This is a genomic window from Vibrio sp. OPT24, from assembly GCF_015163545.1.
Lineage (GTDB): Bacteria > Pseudomonadota > Gammaproteobacteria > Enterobacterales > Vibrionaceae > Vibrio > Vibrio cyclitrophicus.
In genome coordinates, this window is record NZ_JADDYI010000048.1 from 1 (window position 1) to 17,676 (window position 17,676).

General features: G+C 42.5%; 16 protein-coding genes. 6 read left to right on the forward strand and 10 right to left on the reverse strand.

All coding sequences use genetic code 11. From position 1 onward, the window contains the following. The coding region (locus tag IQO02_RS09860; RefSeq protein ID WP_265575857.1) for a flagellin at positions 1 to 432 on the forward strand (432 nt) is incomplete at its 5' end. A 566-nt stretch (positions 433 to 998) separates the two neighbouring features. Here IQO02_RS09860 and crr read toward each other — a convergent pair. The 5 genes from crr to cysZ form a co-directional block, all read right to left on the reverse strand. Beyond that, entirely contained in the window at positions 999 to 1,508 is a 510-nt protein-coding gene (crr, locus tag IQO02_RS09865) for a PTS glucose transporter subunit IIA (protein ID WP_004737851.1), read from the reverse strand. A 106-nt stretch (positions 1,509 to 1,614) separates the two neighbouring features. Beyond that, entirely contained in the window at positions 1,615 to 3,339 is a 1,725-nt protein-coding gene (gene ptsI / locus IQO02_RS09870) for a phosphoenolpyruvate-protein phosphotransferase PtsI (protein WP_010436632.1), read from the reverse strand. 136 nt (positions 3,340 to 3,475) lie between these two features. Beyond that, complete coding sequence (locus IQO02_RS09875; RefSeq protein ID WP_004734263.1) at positions 3,476 to 3,733, reverse strand: HPr family phosphocarrier protein; 258 nt, start codon at positions 3,731 to 3,733, stop codon at positions 3,476 to 3,478. A 302-nt stretch (positions 3,734 to 4,035) separates the two neighbouring features. After that, positions 4,036 to 5,004, reverse strand: coding sequence for a cysteine synthase A (gene cysK / locus IQO02_RS09880; RefSeq protein WP_016793820.1), 969 nt, complete (start codon positions 5,002 to 5,004; stop codon positions 4,036 to 4,038). A gap of 226 nt (positions 5,005 to 5,230) precedes the next feature. Next, positions 5,231 to 5,989, reverse strand: coding sequence for a sulfate transporter CysZ (gene cysZ, locus IQO02_RS09885; protein ID WP_016767454.1), 759 nt, complete (start codon positions 5,987 to 5,989; stop codon positions 5,231 to 5,233). 229 nt (positions 5,990 to 6,218) lie between these two features. On the opposite strand from cysZ, the gene zipA reads away from it, so the two are divergent. The 5 genes from zipA (at position 6,219) to cueR (ending at position 12,380) form a co-directional block, all read left to right on the forward strand. Next, complete coding sequence (gene zipA, locus IQO02_RS09890; RefSeq protein ID WP_010436639.1) at positions 6,219 to 7,259, forward strand: cell division protein ZipA; 1,041 nt, start codon at positions 6,219 to 6,221, stop codon at positions 7,257 to 7,259. Between the two features lie 92 nt (positions 7,260 to 7,351). Continuing rightward, the gene (gene ligA, locus IQO02_RS09895; protein ID WP_010436641.1) at positions 7,352 to 9,364 is read left to right on the forward strand and encodes an NAD-dependent DNA ligase LigA; all 2,013 of its coding nucleotides are present in this window, start codon (positions 7,352 to 7,354) and stop codon (positions 9,362 to 9,364) included. Between the two features lie 525 nt (positions 9,365 to 9,889). Beyond that, positions 9,890 to 10,990: a porin gene (locus IQO02_RS09900; RefSeq protein ID WP_016789596.1), complete on the forward strand. Its 1,101-nt coding sequence runs from the start codon at positions 9,890 to 9,892 to the stop codon at positions 10,988 to 10,990. A gap of 99 nt (positions 10,991 to 11,089) precedes the next feature. Then, positions 11,090 to 11,893: a DUF2057 family protein gene (locus IQO02_RS09905; RefSeq protein ID WP_016793821.1), complete on the forward strand. Its 804-nt coding sequence runs from the start codon at positions 11,090 to 11,092 to the stop codon at positions 11,891 to 11,893. A 94-nt stretch (positions 11,894 to 11,987) separates the two neighbouring features. Beyond that, entirely contained in the window at positions 11,988 to 12,380 is a 393-nt protein-coding gene (cueR, locus tag IQO02_RS09910; protein WP_016789598.1) for a Cu(I)-responsive transcriptional regulator, read from the forward strand. Between the two features lie 561 nt (positions 12,381 to 12,941). On the opposite strand, the gene IQO02_RS09915 is transcribed toward cueR, so the two are convergent. From IQO02_RS09915 to IQO02_RS09935, 5 genes are all read right to left on the reverse strand, one after another. After that, a complete protein-coding gene (locus IQO02_RS09915; protein ID WP_102282537.1) occupies positions 12,942 to 13,391 on the reverse strand; it encodes an NfeD family protein in 450 nt (149 codons plus the stop codon). A 3-nt stretch (positions 13,392 to 13,394) separates the two neighbouring features. Continuing rightward, positions 13,395 to 14,324 carry an SPFH domain-containing protein gene (locus IQO02_RS09920; protein ID WP_016793824.1) on the reverse strand — a complete coding sequence of 310 codons (930 nt, stop codon included), beginning with the start codon at positions 14,322 to 14,324 and terminating at the stop codon, positions 13,395 to 13,397. A gap of 211 nt (positions 14,325 to 14,535) precedes the next feature. Continuing rightward, a complete protein-coding gene (locus IQO02_RS09925; RefSeq protein WP_016793825.1) occupies positions 14,536 to 15,390 on the reverse strand; it encodes a co-chaperone YbbN in 855 nt (284 codons plus the stop codon). A gap of 396 nt (positions 15,391 to 15,786) precedes the next feature. Further along, positions 15,787 to 16,614, reverse strand: coding sequence for an SDR family oxidoreductase (locus IQO02_RS09930; protein ID WP_016767474.1), 828 nt, complete (start codon positions 16,612 to 16,614; stop codon positions 15,787 to 15,789). A 43-nt stretch (positions 16,615 to 16,657) separates the two neighbouring features. After that, the gene (locus IQO02_RS09935) at positions 16,658 to 17,572 is read right to left on the reverse strand and encodes a TIGR01777 family oxidoreductase (RefSeq protein ID WP_016793826.1); all 915 of its coding nucleotides are present in this window, start codon (positions 17,570 to 17,572) and stop codon (positions 16,658 to 16,660) included. Between the last annotated feature and the right edge of the window lie 104 nt (positions 17,573 to 17,676).

The following is a 17,676-nucleotide window of genomic DNA, read 5'->3' on the forward strand; positions in this document are numbered from 1 at the left end:
GCGTCTGTAACTGAAGACGGTAAGCTACAAATGTTTACTGGTAACAACAAAGTTGAAGGCGAAGTGGCGTTCTCAGGTAGCCTAGCGGGTGAGCTTGGTATGCAACCTGGCAAAGACGTAACGGTTGATACTATCGACGTAACGTCAGTGGGTGGTGCACAAGAGTCTGTAGCAGTAATTGATGCGGCACTTAAGTACGTAGATAGCCACCGTGCTGAACTGGGTGCTTTCCAAAACCGTTTCGACCACGCTATCAGCAACTTAGACAACATTAACGAGAACGTTAACGCATCTAAGAGCCGTATTAAAGATACCGATTTTGCGAAAGAAACGACTCAGATGACTAAGTCTCAGATCCTTTCTCAAGCTTCAAGCTCGATTCTTGCTCAAGCGAAGCAAGCACCGAACTCGGCACTTAGCCTACTCGGTTAATCGATTGAAAGGCCACGTTGACCCATGACCCAATGCGTTAACGTTTGGTTTCCACAAATTAGCTCGTGGTGAGAGATGAGCGCTAAACAGACCCAGCTTCGGCTGGGTTTTTTATTGCCTGTGATTTAGCTAAGAGTGTAGTTTGAGAAAGTGCCGTAATGCTGAAAGGAGCAAAAGCGAGATTCCCTATAACGCTCGTCCCTCGCTGTAGGGAATGACGACTATAGAGAGGTAGTTATCCATTGTTTACCTGAATCGAAGTCGTTGGTCGTCATCTCAGAATCGATCTGAGCGAGATATCAGAGGTCTGTGTCTACCTGAAGTTATACCGCGTTATCTAACATGCAAGGTCAGCGCCTAGGGTGCGTTTAACTGGGTTTAATAACAAAGTAGTGCGGTTAGTTGGCAATTAAGGATTGGTATTGCTGTGGCTTATTGAGGGGCTGTCTACAAGGAGGTGAAGAGCGGCAGTCAGAACCGTTGTTTAAGGAACTCGATCAATATAACAGGCACAAAAAACGCCACCCTTGGGTAGCGTTTTTATTAAAGCAGATAAGTAATCAGAATTACTTAGTTACTTTAAGAACTGGAGTTTCACCAACAGTTACAGAACCAGAAAGCTTGTTCAGCTCTTTGATTTCGTCCATGTTAGAGATAACAACTGGAGTAAGCGTAGATTTCGCTTTCTCTTCTAGAAGCGCTAGGTCGAAAGTGATGATAGTGTCACCAGCTTTAACAGATTGACCTTCTTCAGCTACACGAGTGAAGCCTTCGCCTTTAAGTTCAACAGTATCGATACCGAAGTGAACGAAAAGCTCAACACCGTCGTCAGACTCGATAGAGAATGCGTGGTTAGTTTCGAAGATCTTACCGATAGTACCGTTAACTGGAGCTACCATTTTATCGCCAGCTGGTTTGATAGCGATGCCGTCACCAACGATTTTTTCAGCGAAAACTACATCTGGCACATCTTCGATGTTTACGATTTCACCAGAAAGAGGTGCGATGATTTCGATTGCACCAGCATCAGCGCTGTCATCAGATACAAGCTTTTTCAGTTTGTCAAACAGACCCATTGTGTCATGCTCCTAACGTTTAGTTTTATTCTGTAGAATATACTATACCAATCTAACAAATTAGACGACTATTTTTAGCCGTCTAATCTTATTAAGCTCTTGGCGATTACTGAGTTTTCTCAGCAATGAACTTTTCTACACAAGCTTCAATTTCTGCTGCTGTAGGTAGAGATAGTGCTTCATCTGCCATCGCTTTAACTTCAGCGAAGTTAGAGTTACGGATTACTTTCTTAACTTTAGGAATAGAGATACCGCTCATAGAGAACTCGTCTAGACCCATACCAAGAAGAAGTAATGTTGCACGTTCGTCACCAGCAAGCTCACCACACATACCAGTCCACTTACCTTCAGCGTGTGATGCGTCGATCACTTGCTTGATTACTGTAAGAACAGCAGGAGATAATGGGTTGTATAGATGAGAAATCATTTCGTTACCACGGTCTACCGCAAGAGTGTATTGCGTTAGGTCGTTAGTACCGATAGAGAAGAAAGACACTTCTTTCGCTAAGTGGTGTGCGATTGCAGCAGCTGCTGGAGTCTCAACCATTACGCCGATTTCGATTTCTTCATCAAAAGCTAGGCCTTCAGCGCGAAGTTCAACTTTGTACTCTTCGATTGCTTTTTTCAGTTCACGGATCTCTTCAACAGAAATGATCATTGGGAACATGATACGTAGTTTACCGTGTGCAGATGCACGTAGGATGCCACGCAGTTGGTCACGTAGGATTTCACGACGATCCAAGCTAATACGTACTGCACGCCAGCCTAGGAAAGGGTTCATCTCTTGTGGAAGGTCCATGTATGGTAGGTCTTTATCGCCACCGATATCCATAGTACGGATAATCACTGACTCGCCTTCCATTGCTTCAGCTACTTCTTTGTAAGCAACGTATTGCTCTTCTTCAGTAGGAAGCGCGTCACGGTCCATAAATAGGAACTCAGTACGGTACAGACCAACGCCTTCACCGCCATTACGCAGGATACCGTCACAGTCTTTTACTGTACCGATGTTGCCACAAACTTCTACACGGTGACCGTCTAGAGTTTCAGCATGCAAATCTTTTAGTTTTGCTAGTTCAACCGCTTCAGCTTCGAAATCTTCTTTGATTTTCTTAGCTTCTGCTAGCTCAGCTTCAGAAGGGTTGATGATGATTTTGTTGTTCATCGCGTCTAGCACAAGCATGTCGCCGTTCTTAACTTGCTTAGTGATATCGTTAGTACCAACGATAGCTGGAAGCTCAAGTGAACGTGCCATGATTGAAGTATGAGATGTACGACCGCCGATGTCACAAGCAAAACCAAGAACGTAATCTAGGTTGATTTGTGCAGTTTCAGATGGTGTTAGGTCGTAAGCAACTAGGATAACTTCTTCATTGATATCTGCTAGAGAAACAATGTTGATGCCTAGTGCATTTTTAACGAAACGAGTACCGATATCACGGATATCAGTCGCACGTTCTTTTAGGTACTCATCATCAAGTGACTCAAGTGCAACAGCTTGCTCTTCGATCACTGTGTAGATCGCGTTGTCTGCGTGCATTTTGTCTTTCTTGATGAGTGCTAAAATCTCTTCTTCTAGCTCTTCATCTTCAAGCAGCATGATATGGCCTTCAAAGATTGCTTCTTTTTCTTCGCCAAAAGTTTCAAGTGCTTTTTGCTTTACAACTTCAAGTTGTTGAGAAGATTTGTTACGAGCGTCAAAAAAACGCTGAACTTCTGCTTCAACTTGATCGTCTGAGATAGATTGAGTGTTTAGGACAATTTCATCTTCTTGAAGTAGTAGTGCTTTACCGAAAGCAATACCAGGAGATGCTAGGATGCCTGAAATCATAGCCTTACCTTAGTTGTTCAACTGTAAACGGGAGAATGTGTGACTTTAAGTCGTCGACTAATGTCGCGTTTATTGCTATCTATTTCGAACAAAGCCACTTTGCTATGCAAAATGGCTTTGAAAGAAGAAGACCGTATTAGTGTAGTTGATCCATAAGAGCAACTAGGTGGTCTACTGCTTGCTGAGCTTGAGGGCCTTCAGCAGAAATAGTAACGTTAGTACCTTTTACTAGGCCTAAAGTTTGTAGTTTGAACAGGCTTTTTGCGCTAGCGCTTTTGCCGTTAGAAGTCACTGTGATGTCAGCGTCGAAAGATTTTGCTTCTTTAACGAACTGTGCAGCTGGACGAGTGTGAAGGCCGTTTTCTGCTGTGATTTCTACTTGCTTCTCGTACATTTTATATACCCCAATTAATTTATTTTTTGTAAGTTTGTAACCAGATTAGCTTAACTGCTTTAGCCCAAATGCGCTAGAGGCTAGTACGCCATGTTCGTGTTAGAACTTAGACTGGTTATAAATTTTTATCCAGCCATGGTCATCTTTTATTGAGTACTCATGACTTTCAGAATTTGTTTATTGCTTCTTTTATTTTGAAGCGAAAAATAAAACAGACCCGATATTACCAAAGGTGGGGCAGGGATCAACAAAAAAGCCCCTAAACGGGGCTTTTTTGGACGAAAAATTGATTTGACCACATATTATTGTTGGTTCTCTTTTTCCGTAAAGATGCCAGCAAATAAGGCTGTACTTAGGTAACGTTCGCCTGAGCTTGGTAACACGGTAACAATGGTTTTTCCTTCAAATTCAGGTAGTTCCGCGATTCTGTTTGCCGCTACTACTGCTGCGCCAGATGAGATGCCCGCTAGAATACCTTCCTCTTTCATTAGGCGTTGAGCCATCTCAATCGCTTCTTCAGAAGTTACTGGCTCTACTCGGTCAATCAGGTCTAAATCTAGGTTACCAGGGATAAAACCGGCACCAATACCTTGGATTTTGTGTGGAGCGGGTTTGATTTCTTCGCCAGCAAGCGCTTGTGCAATCACTGGAGACTCTGCTGGTTCAACCGCGACTGAAGTGATTGCTTTACCTTTCTCGCCTTTGATATAGCGACTTGTACCTGTAAGCGTACCACCCGTACCCACGCCAGCGACAAAGACATCGATCTCACCGTCTGTTGCTTCCCAAATTTCAGGGCCTGTTGTCTTCTCGTGAATTTGTGGGTTAGCTGGGTTGTTGAATTGCTGAAGCAGCAGATACTTTTCTGGGTCTGAAGCGACAATTTCTTCTGCTTTAGCGATTGCGCCATTCATGCCTTTTGGCGCTTCAGTCAGTACTAAGTTTGCGCCTAACGCCTTAAGTAACTTACGACGTTCAAGGCTCATTGATTCAGGCATCGTTAGCGTTAGCTTGTAACCGCGAGCAGCTGCTACGAATGCAAGAGCAACACCTGTGTTACCACTTGTAGGTTCAACAAGTTCAATACCTGGTTTTAGAGTACCTGCTTTTTCTGCTTCCCAGATCATGTTTGAACCGATACGACACTTCACGCTGAAGCTTGGGTTACGAGCTTCAATTTTAGCTAGGATATTGCCTTTGCTTACTTTATTAAGGCGAACTAGAGGCGTGTTACCAATCGTTAGTGTGTTGTCTTCGTAGATCTTGCTCATGCGATATTCCTTCATTTAATGACAGAACTAAACGTAGTATATCAATCACTTTACCGTCTAGTGTCTTTCGATGTTTGTTTAGCTTGAATTTAGATTAAACAACTTGAAAAAAAGGTAAAAGGATTAAAAAGTTATATCATATAGATATGTCGCAGAATTCACGCCTATCTTTATGGAAATAAGAACTTCAAAAAAGATAGGCGCAGTTATTAAAAATTGAGGGAGTTTATAGGCGAGAACGTAGCGCTTGGTCTTTAAACTCAGCAACCCACATCGCAGTAGCGCCGCAGACGGCAACCGGCATAACGATGAGGTTTAGAATTGGAATCGTTGTGAACACAGAAACAAGCGCTCCGAAGCTGTAGGTCTTGCCTTGTTTTTGTTTCAAATTGTTTCTCATGTCATCAAATTTGATTTTATGGTTATCAAATGGGTAATCAGCGTATTGAATCGCTAACATCCATGCTGTAAAGATAAACCATAAAAACGGTGCAACGGTTTGTCCTAGCGCTGGAATTAACAAAAGTAGGAATAAACCGATCGCTTTTGGCAGAACGTAGACAAGTTTGCGCCATTCTCTCGCTAATATACGTGGAGTGTCTTTGAGAACATCGAGTAAACCATCATCATTGACTTTTTTGCCACTGAGCAACTCTTCTACCTTTTCTGCAAGCAAACCATTGAAGGGCGCGGCAATGAAGTTAGCAAGTGTGCTAAAGAAATACGAAAATGTTGCCAATACGGTTAATACTAAGAGTGGCCATAAAATATATGACAACCAAGACAAAAAGCTTGGCAGTGCTCCAATCCAGCCTTCTATCCAAGTGTTCAGATTGGAGAAAATATAAAATAGAGCACCACCAACGAGTAACACGTTAGCGATGAGAGGAAGTAGTACAAACTTACGAATACTCGGCGACAAAGCGATCTTTATTCCGAAAATAAAGTAGCCAAAGCCAGAGCGGGGAACAGATTCAATAGTCATATTTAAATTAGGTCACATGTGAATTTGGTTAAATAGCAAACATCCCTAGTGTACTCGACCGAAATTAAGAAAAAAAGCGTGGCGAAAATCACACCATGTAAGGAACTAATTGTATTAAGTTGTTCTAAAACAGTGGCTACTTTTGATAGAGTAGTGAAATTGGCCAAATTAACCCAACTTAGTGACAGCATCTTTATAGCTAGTTGACTAAGAAAGCTGAGAGCGAAAAATGCAGGAATTGCGATTTGTACTCATTATTGTTGGCGCATTAGCTATCGCCGCATTATTGTTTCACGGTCTGTGGACGAGTAAAAAAGAAGGAAAAGCAAAATTTGGTGATAAGCCGCTTGGTAAGCTTGATAACGATAGCTTAGATGACGCAGAAACTATCCCAAACCGTTCATTCGCCCCAGAAGATGATTTTGAGATAATCCGAAAAGAGCGTAAAGAGCCGGATTTTGCGGTTTCGCCATCTGCGACGGATCCTCTGATTGACTCAGATCCGTTAACCGCGCCACAAACAAAAGAAGTGCACGAAGATGGTATAGAATTGAGTGATCTTCCTTCTTTCAGTGTTGAAGACCCAATCAAGGTAGAAGAACCTAAAGAGCTTGAAGAAGTGGTTGAACATGAAGTTCCAAGCTTTGATTTGACTGATGAGCAGAGAGAAAATCACGCTGGCTTCCGAGAACAATATGGTTCTTTTGATGACAAGTCAGACGAGGTGATTGATGGACCTTTAACTCAAAGCGAGCGCTTGACGCCGAATGAGCCGTTCATTACAACAGAAGCCGTTGTGACACAAAGTGCTGCGCCTGTTGAAGAAGTTAAGCAAGATGAAGAGTTAGGTCTGGAAGTGATTGTTCTTAATGTTCACTGCGCTGGAGAGATTCCATTTGTTGGTACTGAACTTTTCCGTAGTATGGAGAGTAACGGCTTAGCCTATGGTGAGATGTCTATCTATCACTGTTTTGCGCAATCTAGTGCCAAGCCCAAAGTTATTTTCAGTGTTGCGAACATGATGCAACCAGGAACTCTAGAACACGACGATCCTGCTGACTTTACCACAAAAGGTATTTCGTTCTTTATGACGCTGCCTTGTTATGGCCAAGCTGATCAAAATTTCAACGTTATGCTCAGTGCTGCTCAGAAAATTGCCGACGACATGGGCGGTAACGTATTAGATGAGTCACGTAACTTAATGACACCAAACCGCTTGTCTGACTACCGTAAACAAATCAGAGACTTTATGACGGCTTCCAATGCCTAGCCTCATTGTTTAGCCTTGTAAATAATCTATATTTATAGAAAAGGGCTCCTAAGGGAGCCCTTTTTGATATTTCAATCACGACAGAGAATGATATGAAAGAATCGATTCAAGTTACCTTAGAGCAGTTAAGAGAAACTCTGCACTATCATGCCGTTCGTTATTACGTAGAAGATAGCCCTGAGATCCCTGATGTCGAATACGATCGCTTAATGCAGCAGTTGCTCAAGATTGAGGAAGAGAACCCGGAGCTAGTGACGGTAGATTCTCCGAGCCAGCGTGTTGGTGGCCAGCCTTTAGAGGGCTTCACGCAAGTGACTCATGAGATACCAATGCTTTCTTTGGACAATGCTTTCTCTGATGAAGATTTGGATGCGTTTAATAAGCGTATGTCTGATAGAGCGCCAACGGCAAACCTCAAGACTTTCTGTTGTGAGCCTAAACTTGATGGTTTAGCGGTGAGCTTACTCTATGTAAATGGCTCTTTAGTTCAAGCTGCAACTCGTGGTGATGGCGCAACAGGTGAAAACATAACCGAAAACGTGCGTACGATCAGTTCTATTCCGCTTAAGTTGCAAGGTGAAGGTTGGCCTGAGCGCATTGAAGTTCGCGGTGAAGTGTTTATGCCAAAAGCAGGCTTCAACAAACTGAATGAACTGGCGTTGAAAAAAGGCGAGAAAGTCTTTGTTAACCCTCGTAATGCCGCCGCAGGTAGTCTACGTCAGCTTGATTCTCGTATTACGGCAAAGCGACCATTAGCTTTTTACGCGTACAGTGTCGGTGTTGTGCAAGGTGCTGAGCTCTCTACTAGTCACTACCAACGTTTTATACAGCTTAAAGGCTGGGGTTTACCAATGTGCCCAGAGACCAAGCAGCTAACTTCACTCGATGATGTGAAAGCGTATTACCAAGATATTATGTCTCGTCGTGATGCTCTGGCCTATGAGATTGATGGGGTGGTGATTAAGGTCGATGACATTGCCGCACAAGAAACTTTAGGCTTTGTTGCACGAGCACCTCGTTGGGCTATTGCTTACAAGTTCCCAGCTCAAGAAGAGATTACTTTACTTAACGATGTTGAGTTTCAGGTTGGTCGTACTGGCGCGATTACGCCAGTGGCTAAACTAGAACCTATCTTTGTTGGTGGTGTGACGGTAAGTAATGCCACGCTTCACAATGCTGATGAGATTGCTCGTTTAGGCGTGAAGGTGGGCGACAGCGTTATCATTCGCCGTGCTGGTGACGTTATTCCACAAATAGTGGCTGTTGTACAAGACCGTCGTCCTGATACTGCTACAGACATTGTTTTCCCTGATACTTGTCCTGTATGTAACTCTACTGTTGAGCGCGTAGAAGGTGAGGCGGTAGCGCGTTGTACTGGCGGTTTGGTGTGTCAGGCACAGCGTAAGGAAGCGCTTAAGCACTTTGTCTCTAGAAAAGCACTTGATGTTGATGGTCTTGGTGTAAAAGTAATTGAGCAGCTTGTGGATCGTGAAATGGTAGAAACTCCAGCTGACTTATTTAAGCTCAGTGCAGGTGTGATTACGGTACTTGATAGAATGGGGCCTAAGTCAGCTCAGAACGTGGTGAGTGCTCTTAACAAAGCTAAAGACACAACACTGGCACGTTTCCTTTACTCACTAGGTATTCGTGAAGTGGGTGAAGCGACAGCAATGAACTTAGCGCAACACTTCAAGACTCTCGATTTAGTTCAAACAGCAACACATGAACAATTGGTTGAAGTGTCAGATATTGGCGACATTGTTGCTAGTCATATCACAAGCTTCTTCTCACAAGAGAAAAATAGGGCCGTAATCGAGCAGTTGCTAGAGCTCGGTGTTAACTGGCCTGCAATTGAAGCTGTTGCGGATGACCAAGATCTACCATTAGAAGGTAAAGTCGTTGTGTTAACAGGTTCATTGTCCCAATTAGGTCGAAGTGAAGCTAAAGCTGCGCTACAAGCATTAGGTGCGAAAGTGACGGGTAGCGTATCGAAGAAAACCGACATATTATTTGCTGGCGAAGCGGCAGGTTCTAAATTAACCAAAGCACAAGATTTAGGTATCGAAATAAGAACAGAAGATGATCTAATAGCCCTCATTTCGTAAGTAAATACAGATAAAAAAAGCTCAAAGGCACTCCTTTCTCTGGAGTGCTTTTTTTGTGTCCGCTATAAAAATTAAGGCTTTTTAATTGCTGAGAATTTTGTGTCTATACGAACTATAAAATCAGGACAGTGATGACGCTCAATATTAATGAAATGCTATTCTAGTTGTAGAATATTTGCGAGTCATATCAATTTTATGAAATCTAATTTTATTTTAAGTTATTGTTTTTAATTTAGTTTTGTGTGTTGTTTTGTGGTTTTTTAAAATTAGCGAGCGAGATCACTAAGTACCCAGTAAATTTGCACCAACTCATATTTTTTTAGATGAAAATTAAGTTCTCATTGATCTTTTTGAGGGCGAAGTTAGTCTTAATGCCATGGATGCACACGATGTGTATAACCAGAAAGGAAATAGAGAATTCAGAGTTTAGGGTTCTCAAACAAGAAAAGGTATTTCTCTCTACGGCGGCCAACTTTAGGCGGGGAATATTCAAACAGCTATATCCATTTTTAGGAGTTTTATTCCATGGAAAACAAATTTTTCAAACGTACTCTACTAGGTGCAACGGTTGCACTTTTATCGACAGGCGTAATGGCGAAAGAAGTTGGTATCAACTCTGACTTCAACGTTGACGTATACGGTGTTGCAGCTATCTCTCTAGTGAACTACAACACAACAGACAACAATGACTCTAGCTCAGGTTACGCTGTAGAGAATGAATCTCGTATCGGCTTTCGTGCACACAAAGAGATGTTTGATGACGTATTAATCACAATGCAGATTGAATCTGGTTACGTAGATAGCACAGACTGGTCTCATGGTGGTGTTTCAGGCGGTGTGCTTGGTTTCCGTGATACGTTCGTTGGTGCTTCTGGCTCTTGGGGTAACCTACGTGTGGGGCGTGTTCTTACGCCACTATACGAAATCGTCGATTGGCCATTCTCTAACCCTGGTCTAGGCTCAGTATTCGATTGGGGCGGCATCAACGGTCACTACGATCGTCAATCTAACCAAGTACGTTACGACTCAGCTAAATTTGGTGGTTTCTCTTTTGCAGCTTCTGTTGGTCGTGATGATAACGACAATGGTGGCGGTGCAGCGACTCGTGATGCGAACTTTGTTGGCGCAAGTGCTAAGTACAGCTTTGAAAAAATCACATTCATGGGTGCGGTTGAATCTGGTACACGTGTAGTTGCTGCTACTGGTGGAGATTGGTCTTTCGACGAAAATGGTCAGCCAGAGCAAGCTCCTGAAGTAGCTGGCTACGATGATGATACATTCGCATACATCGTTGGTTTTGAAGCTAGCCTACCTGCAGGTTTCGGCTTTGCAGCAGCATTCAAAGGCGAAGAGCTAGATAACGGTATCCGTAAGCAAACTCAAGATTCTTACTCTATTATTGGTCAATACTGGAATGGTCCAATCGGTTTCAAACTTGGTTATGCAGCGAACTTAGAATCTGAGCTTAACGGTAGCAAAGAAGCTAACACAGATAGCAACACTATCTCTGGTCAGCTAATGGCTGTTCACAATGGTTTCGTACCTTACCTACGTGTAGCGGGTCGTACTGTTGGTGACGCTGATACAGATATCGTAACTCGCGTTGGTCTTGAATACGGTTTCTAAGCTAAAGTTATCAGCTTAAAAATAGTTAGATAAAAATCAAAACGCTGGTAAATTATTTTGCCAGCGTTTTTCCATAGTGAACATAAGGAATTAGTCATAATGAATAAAGTTAGCGTAGTTGTATTATCATTATTTTTGGGAGCTTGTAGTTCACTTGATTCAAAAAGTAATTTTTCAGATTCAGTAGCAGATGTACAGCCTAAAGGTGGTTACATTCAAGTGACTGGACAATCTTACGTGGCGGAAAGTAAAGCGAACGTCGGTGCTGATATCCTGAAATCGTCACTCTACTTTACATACAACAAAGAAATAACACAGAGCTCGGCTCCAGAATCTTCAATTATCATGGATGTGAGTTACTTCCAGAGCTATAAAGAATACGAAACGGTGAGATTTTTTGGTAAAACGCTTGAGCTAGAAGATAGACAACTTCCAAGAGAAAGTTGCAGCGAACACTGCACAAAGACTCAATATATTAAATTTCCATTGAGCGAAGCTGACATCCAGCAAGCAAGAGAAAAGAATTTAGAATTTACACTTGATGGACAAAACTCAGTAATGAGTACAACTTTCATTGTGCCGAAAGCGTATATCGACACAATTTATAATGGTGCAAATAATCATACTGCGATCGCGGTTGCCCCAGTCGCGGTACCTGTAGCAGCGGTTGTTGCTGAAGAACCAAAAGCTTCACAAGCTCAAGAGATGGTTAACTACTGGTATGGGCAAGCGACAAAAGAAGAGCAGTCTGCAGTGACAGATTGGGCATTCAAAAATCGTAAGAACGCTTCTCCAGCATCAATTGAAGGCTCAAAAGAAATCGAGATGGTTTCATACTGGTTCAACAAGCTAGACAGCGAAGAAAAGTCTCAAACTATGATTTGGTTGTTAGAGCAAGAGTAAGCTTCCAACGTAAGTCTCTAACTATGTTTTTCAACCGCAGTATTGTATAACAGCAGTACTGCGGTTTTTCATTTTAGATATTACAGGTAATACAGTGAATATTGGTGAAGTAGCGAAACGTGTTGGCACAACAGCGAAGTCCATTCGTTTTTACGAAAGTAAAGGCATGATGAGCCCACCGCACCGTTCAGAAAATGGGTACAGGCAATACGGCGAGATTCACATCGAACAGTTAGAGTTTGTACTGAGAGCTAAAATGGTTGGGTTTACTCTCGGTGAGTGTAAGTCACTTGTCGAGTTGGCAATGAATCCCAACAGACAAAGCTACGAAGTAAAGAAAAAGGCCACTCAGAAGTTAGATGAAATAGAGTTGAAGCTTGTGGAGTTAAATAAGATGAAAGCTCAGTTGCAATCTTGGGTACATGATTGCCCAGGAGATGCTTCAACGGAATGCCCAATCCTAAACAATCTATCAGGTCGCAGTTAGCCGGTTTCAGTTATAAATAATCGTCAGGCTGCAATTACATCACTAGCCTGACTTAGTCTTCTATCACTGCACTTTTCCGCCGTAATGTTTACAGATCAGCAGTGGCACATGAGTGACTGCGTTTCCATCTGAACACTTAACAATAGGCCCCATATTGCCATTGCTTGGAGACTGACTGCTTGCTAAAGCGTTTCCAAATGATAGGCTGAAAATAGCTGTTAAAATTATTAAAAAATGTCTCATATGAACTCCATTATGTTTATCTCTAATCGAGATAAATGAAGTATGGACAAGGAAAAGAAAATTTCAAAAATTAGACAGACTTAACATTTTTATTAATTATAATTAAGCGAGTTTACGGCTTCCAATTCATATACATGTTGGTAAATAAACTAGGCTTTCTTATATCTTTTTAATCTTATTACGTAAATTAGCCTTACGAAATAAGAACTTATTTTTTATTTAGTTTGAACTATCACAATGATAATTCGAATATTATTGAGCCCTGAAAATCCCCTAAGCCTACACTTGTTCAAAATGCAGGCCTTATATTTCATTTTGCTATAAAGGTTCTATTATTAGAACAATTCCGTCTAAAGCGATGATCTTAATTTCGATACCAGAAGGGATATCTTGACTCGCTCTTGCTGACCAAGAAGAGTCGCCTACCTTAATACGGCAATTCCCGCGCTGAATATCTTCTGTTAAACGAACCGTTTGACCTACCAGTTGTTTCTCTCTTTGGTTTAACTCTCGCCCTGCGTCTGATTCCTTGTCATTAGACAACTGCCTTCTCCACCACAGCCAAGTGGTGATAAGAGAGAAGCTCGCGAAGGACAACCATTGCATCTGCCAACTCAGTGGTAATGCACCCAAAAGAGCCCCGACGAGCATGGCTGACATACCAATCCAAAGAAAGTAGCCAGCCGTTCCGATAAGCTCGAGAGCCAATAGTGCTAGACCAAACGCCAACCAATGCCAGTGGTTTACTTGTTCTAGTAATTCGACCATACGTTAGTCCTTACTGCCTTTGTCATTGCTTTGTGCAAACATCTCTGCGATACCTGCAACAGAACCCATTAGGCCAGTTGCTTCGAGTGGTAACATGATGATCTTACCGTTTTCAGCTTGGCCAATAGACTTCAATGCGTCGGTGTAACCTTGTGCTATAAAGTAATTAACTGCCTGCATGTCACCTTGAGCGATAGCTGTTGATACCATTTCTGTTGCTTTTGCTTCTGCTTCTGCAGCACGCTCACGCGCTTCTGCTTGCAGGATTGCTGCTTGCTTTTGACCTTCCGCTTTGAGGATCTCTGATTGTTTGTGGCCTTCTGCTTTTAAGATCTCAGCTTGTCGCACACCCTCTGCCTCTAAGATATCAGCACGTTTGTTACGTTCGGCTTTCATCTGAGCATTCATCGCGGCAGTAAGATCGGCTGGTGGTTGTACATCTTTAATCTCGATACGTGTAACCTTTACGCCCCAAGGATTTGTTGCTTCATCAACGATATTTAACAATTTGGTATTGATCATATCACGTTGGCTAAGCATCTCATCTAGCTCCATGGAACCAAGCACAGTACGGATATTAGTTAGGGTTAAGTTACGGATCGCATGCTCAAGATCATTGACTTCATAAGCAGCCTTTGGGGCATCTATGACTTGTACAAAGCACACCGCATCGATAACCACATTTGCGTTATCTTTGGAGATGACTTCTTGAGCCGGGATATCGAGAACTCGTTCCATCATACTGATGCGTTGTCCAACTTTATCGATAAATGGAATGATCAGATTTAATCCTGGCTTGAGTGTTTGTGTATAACGACCGAAGCGTTCTACAGTCCAGTTGTTGCCTTGCGGAACCGTTTTTACTCCAGCGAAAATGAACAGTATTGCGACGACAGTAAAGACGCCGATGGTAATTAATGTATCAATAGCCATACAAAATCCTTTGTAAGTTTAAGTTTTTGATAGTTCATTACTCATACTGGCTCATATTTAAAAATCGAGCAAATCTATAAATGAGAAATGGGCCATAAAACCTTGATTTTATGGCCCATTTAACGTTGTTCGATTCGTACGGTCTGCTGAGGGTTTGTTATCTATCGAGATAGGTATCAGCTAAACACTACGCTGTGATATGTGTGCTTTACTAATACAGTAGCGAGTACAGTTGACGACGGTATTTACTCGCAACTGCGTTACCTTGTCCTAATGCACTTAAGATATCCATGAACTCTTTCTTCATGTCGCCATCGAGCGTATTGAGATCTTTAGCTAGGAATGACCAAAGTAGATCCATAGCTTCTTCGCTACGATTTACTTGGTGATATTGCAATGCCAATTCAGAAGCGGTCTTCGCATCGCCTGGATTTTGCTGTAAAGCCGCTTCTAATGCTTGGATTTCTGGGCTGTCAGCAGCTTGCTTGTGAAGTTCAAGCTTAGCGACTAAGCCTTTATAGTAGTTGTCTTGGTACTCGAGAGGGATAGTGGCAAGCTGAGTTTCAGCGAGTTCAAACTGTTGTGTCTCTAAAAGGCATTCAGCGATAGCCAGTTTTACTTCACCTTTGTTTGTTAACTCTGTTGGCAGTTGTTGCATTGCCGAGAGTGCTTGTGCGTGCTCACCGGCTTGCATTTGCTCTAGAGCTTGGCGCAAAGCGAGCTCTTCTTGACTAGGTAAGTGCTTACTTAGCATTTCCACAATCGCTTCCACGCTTTGAGGACCACCTAATCCATCGACAGGTTGACCGTTAACAAACAGTGCGATGGTTGGCAGTGCTTGTACACCAAACTGGCTAGCAATGGCTTGCTCTTGCTCGCAATTCAACAGGGCTAGGGTGAAAGCGCCGTTGTATTGCTGAGTTAATGTTTGTAGTTCAGGAATGACTTGGGCGCTCTCTTGGCTCATTGGTGCCCAAAAATGGATGAGTACAGGAGTCTGCATCGAACCTTCTAATACTTGGCGAAAGTTCTGTTCATTAAGTTCAACAATATGCGGAGATTGCATTTACGTTCCTTGAGGGTTGTTTTATGGATACGTTGCAAATATGGGGGGATAAGTTGGTAACTTCAAGATCTAACTCTGTTATCTCAGATAAAAAGAGACAAATATAGAAAAACGCTATGCTTCTATGTTGGTAAAGTAGTTGTCTCTACATGGAAGGCATAGCGTTATCATAAAGGTAGTCAGTGAGGTGTTGCGTGAGATACTCAAAACAGAATAAACAACGTAATAGCCAAACCCACACCTACCCAATTAAGGCGGTTTAAAGTCATGAAGTTTCCAGAGTCTATTCATCAATCGGGAATAATTGATGAGATAGGGTAATCATGGCATCTTATTGTTACGGAAAAATTACATCGTTACATTAAAGTTTGCGACTATTGATACAAAGTTAGTAATTTATGCAGCTTTTCTCAAAATAGGGTCTAGCAAGCGACTTGGTAGAATTCTTTTCAATATCGCGAACACTTTAGTCGGGGTCGTAACTCGGTATCTTAGCTTGGGTTTATCGGCTGTGAGTGCATGAAATACTGGCCCAACGCAGCTTTCAGGCGGCAGAACAAACGCGTTGTTCGATGATTCTTTTTCGAGTCGGTCTTTTTGCTGTTGGTAAGCTTTTTGATGTGCACTACCTGAAATCGATATCCATTTGTTAAATGCTTTCAGGGCGTTGGTTCTAAATTGAGTCTCAATCGGACCAGGTTGCAGTAGAGAAATGTGGATACCACTGCCATGTAGCTCCAAGCGCAAGGTATCAGTCCATCCTTCAAGAGCGAACTTCGATGCATTATAAGCACCACGATATTTCATTGCTGCAAAGCCTAGCACAGAACTGTTTTGTACAATGCGCCCTTCACCACGCTCGCGCATGTGAGGAAGAATTTGACAAACTAAGTGATGCCAGCCAAAGAAGTTAGTTTCAAATTGCTCTCTAAGTCCTTGGATTGGTAAGTCCTCTAGTGCGCCAGCTTGGCCATAAGCCCCATTATTGAAGAGGCCGTATAATCCGTTCGGAGACAGTTCTAATGCTCGTTTTGCGCCTTGCTCGATGCTTTCCTGGTTGGAAAGATCCAGTTGGATACATGTGAGCCCTTCGTCTTGAAGACGTTTTACATCTTGTGGATCACGACAAGATGCGATGACATTAAAGCCGCGCTTTTGAAGTGCATGAGCACATGTGTAGCCAATACCCGTTGAGCAACCGGTAATAAGAATTGACTTGTTCACACTTAATCCTTAATTAGAGTTTCTATTGTTCTAGGGTAAAGAATTAGTCTTGATGTTGTAACAAGTTTTTCAGAGCAGGTTCGATTCTTGAATAACTAAAAATGAACCCCATCTCAGTGAGTTTCTTTGGCTTAGAGCGAATGCTGTCGAATAATAGACAAGAAGACTCACCCATGAGTAGTGACATTGCCCATTTAGGAGTGAAAAGGATATGCGGGCGTCGTAATTGCTTGGCTAATGTCCTACTAAAGTGTTTGTTGGTGACGGGATGAGGGGCACACAGATTGAATTCTCCTTGAGCGTGAGGGATCGACAATAAGTGGTTTATGGCCCGAACCATATCAAGCATGTGAATCCATGGCATGTACTGTTTCCCCGAGCCGAGAGGCCCACCAACTCCCAGTTTGTAGGGCGTCAGCATTTTCTTTAATGCACCGCCATTTTCGCCAAGAACAATGCCCGTGCGCAGCAAAACAACGCGCGTTTTGTCAGATTGAGCTCGTTTGGCGATTTCTTCCCAATGAGCACAAACTTTATGAGGAAAGCTTTCATCTTCCACTTCTAATGTTTCATCAAACGGCTTTTGTTGTTGATCACCATAGTAGCCGACGGCTGAGCCGCTGATAAAAGCTTCAGGCGGGTTGCTACTGGCATGAACTAATTCGACCAGTTTTTCCGTAATGTGCCAGCGACTGTTACAAATCCTGTCTTTTTGCTCTGAACTCCAGCGCTTGTCAGCGATAGGTTCACCTGCAAGATTAACCACCACATCGAAATCATTGAGATCGCTTAGTTCATCCAGAGATTGAATGTAATGAAGATTATTCTGATTAAGGTGGTTTAGGCTTTGCTTTGCTTTTTCTGGGCTCCGCGTCAGTAATGTCACGTCATCAGTGTTCCAAGTCTTGATCAATTCTGAGCCAATAAATCCAGTACCACCAGTTAACAATATCTTCATACCAATCTCCCTATTAAATATAATTATAGACATGGCTTGTTTTTAATAGCCAACCAATACGAAAAAATAACTATAACGATCAGTTGGTTTCAATCGTGTGATAG

Excerpts from the sequence above, each read along its gene's own strand:
- crr (WP_004737851.1), bottom strand. The coding sequence starts at position 1,508 with ATGGGTCTGTTTGACAAACTGAAAAAGCTTGTATCTGATGACAGCGCT.
- ptsI (WP_010436632.1), bottom strand. The coding sequence starts at position 3,339 with ATGATTTCAGGCATCCTAGCATCTCCTGGTATTGCTTTCGGTAAAGCA.
- IQO02_RS09875 (WP_004734263.1), bottom strand. The coding sequence starts at position 3,733 with ATGTACGAGAAGCAAGTAGAAATCACAGCAGAAAACGGCCTTCACACT.
- cysK (WP_016793820.1), bottom strand. The coding sequence starts at position 5,004 with ATGAGCAAGATCTACGAAGACAACACACTAACGATTGGTAACACGCCT.
- cysZ (WP_016767454.1), bottom strand. The coding sequence starts at position 5,989 with ATGACTATTGAATCTGTTCCCCGCTCTGGCTTTGGCTACTTTATTTTC.
- zipA (WP_010436639.1), top strand. The coding sequence starts at position 6,219 with ATGCAGGAATTGCGATTTGTACTCATTATTGTTGGCGCATTAGCTATC.
- ligA (WP_010436641.1), top strand. The coding sequence starts at position 7,352 with ATGAAAGAATCGATTCAAGTTACCTTAGAGCAGTTAAGAGAAACTCTG.
- IQO02_RS09900 (WP_016789596.1), top strand. The coding sequence starts at position 9,890 with ATGGAAAACAAATTTTTCAAACGTACTCTACTAGGTGCAACGGTTGCA.
- IQO02_RS09905 (WP_016793821.1), top strand. The coding sequence starts at position 11,090 with ATGAATAAAGTTAGCGTAGTTGTATTATCATTATTTTTGGGAGCTTGT.
- IQO02_RS09915 (WP_102282537.1), bottom strand. The coding sequence starts at position 13,391 with ATGGTCGAATTACTAGAACAAGTAAACCACTGGCATTGGTTGGCGTTT.
- IQO02_RS09920 (WP_016793824.1), bottom strand. The coding sequence starts at position 14,324 with ATGGCTATTGATACATTAATTACCATCGGCGTCTTTACTGTCGTCGCA.
- IQO02_RS09925 (WP_016793825.1), bottom strand. The coding sequence starts at position 15,390 with ATGCAATCTCCGCATATTGTTGAACTTAATGAACAGAACTTTCGCCAA.
- IQO02_RS09935 (WP_016793826.1), bottom strand. The coding sequence starts at position 17,572 with ATGAAGATATTGTTAACTGGTGGTACTGGATTTATTGGCTCAGAATTG.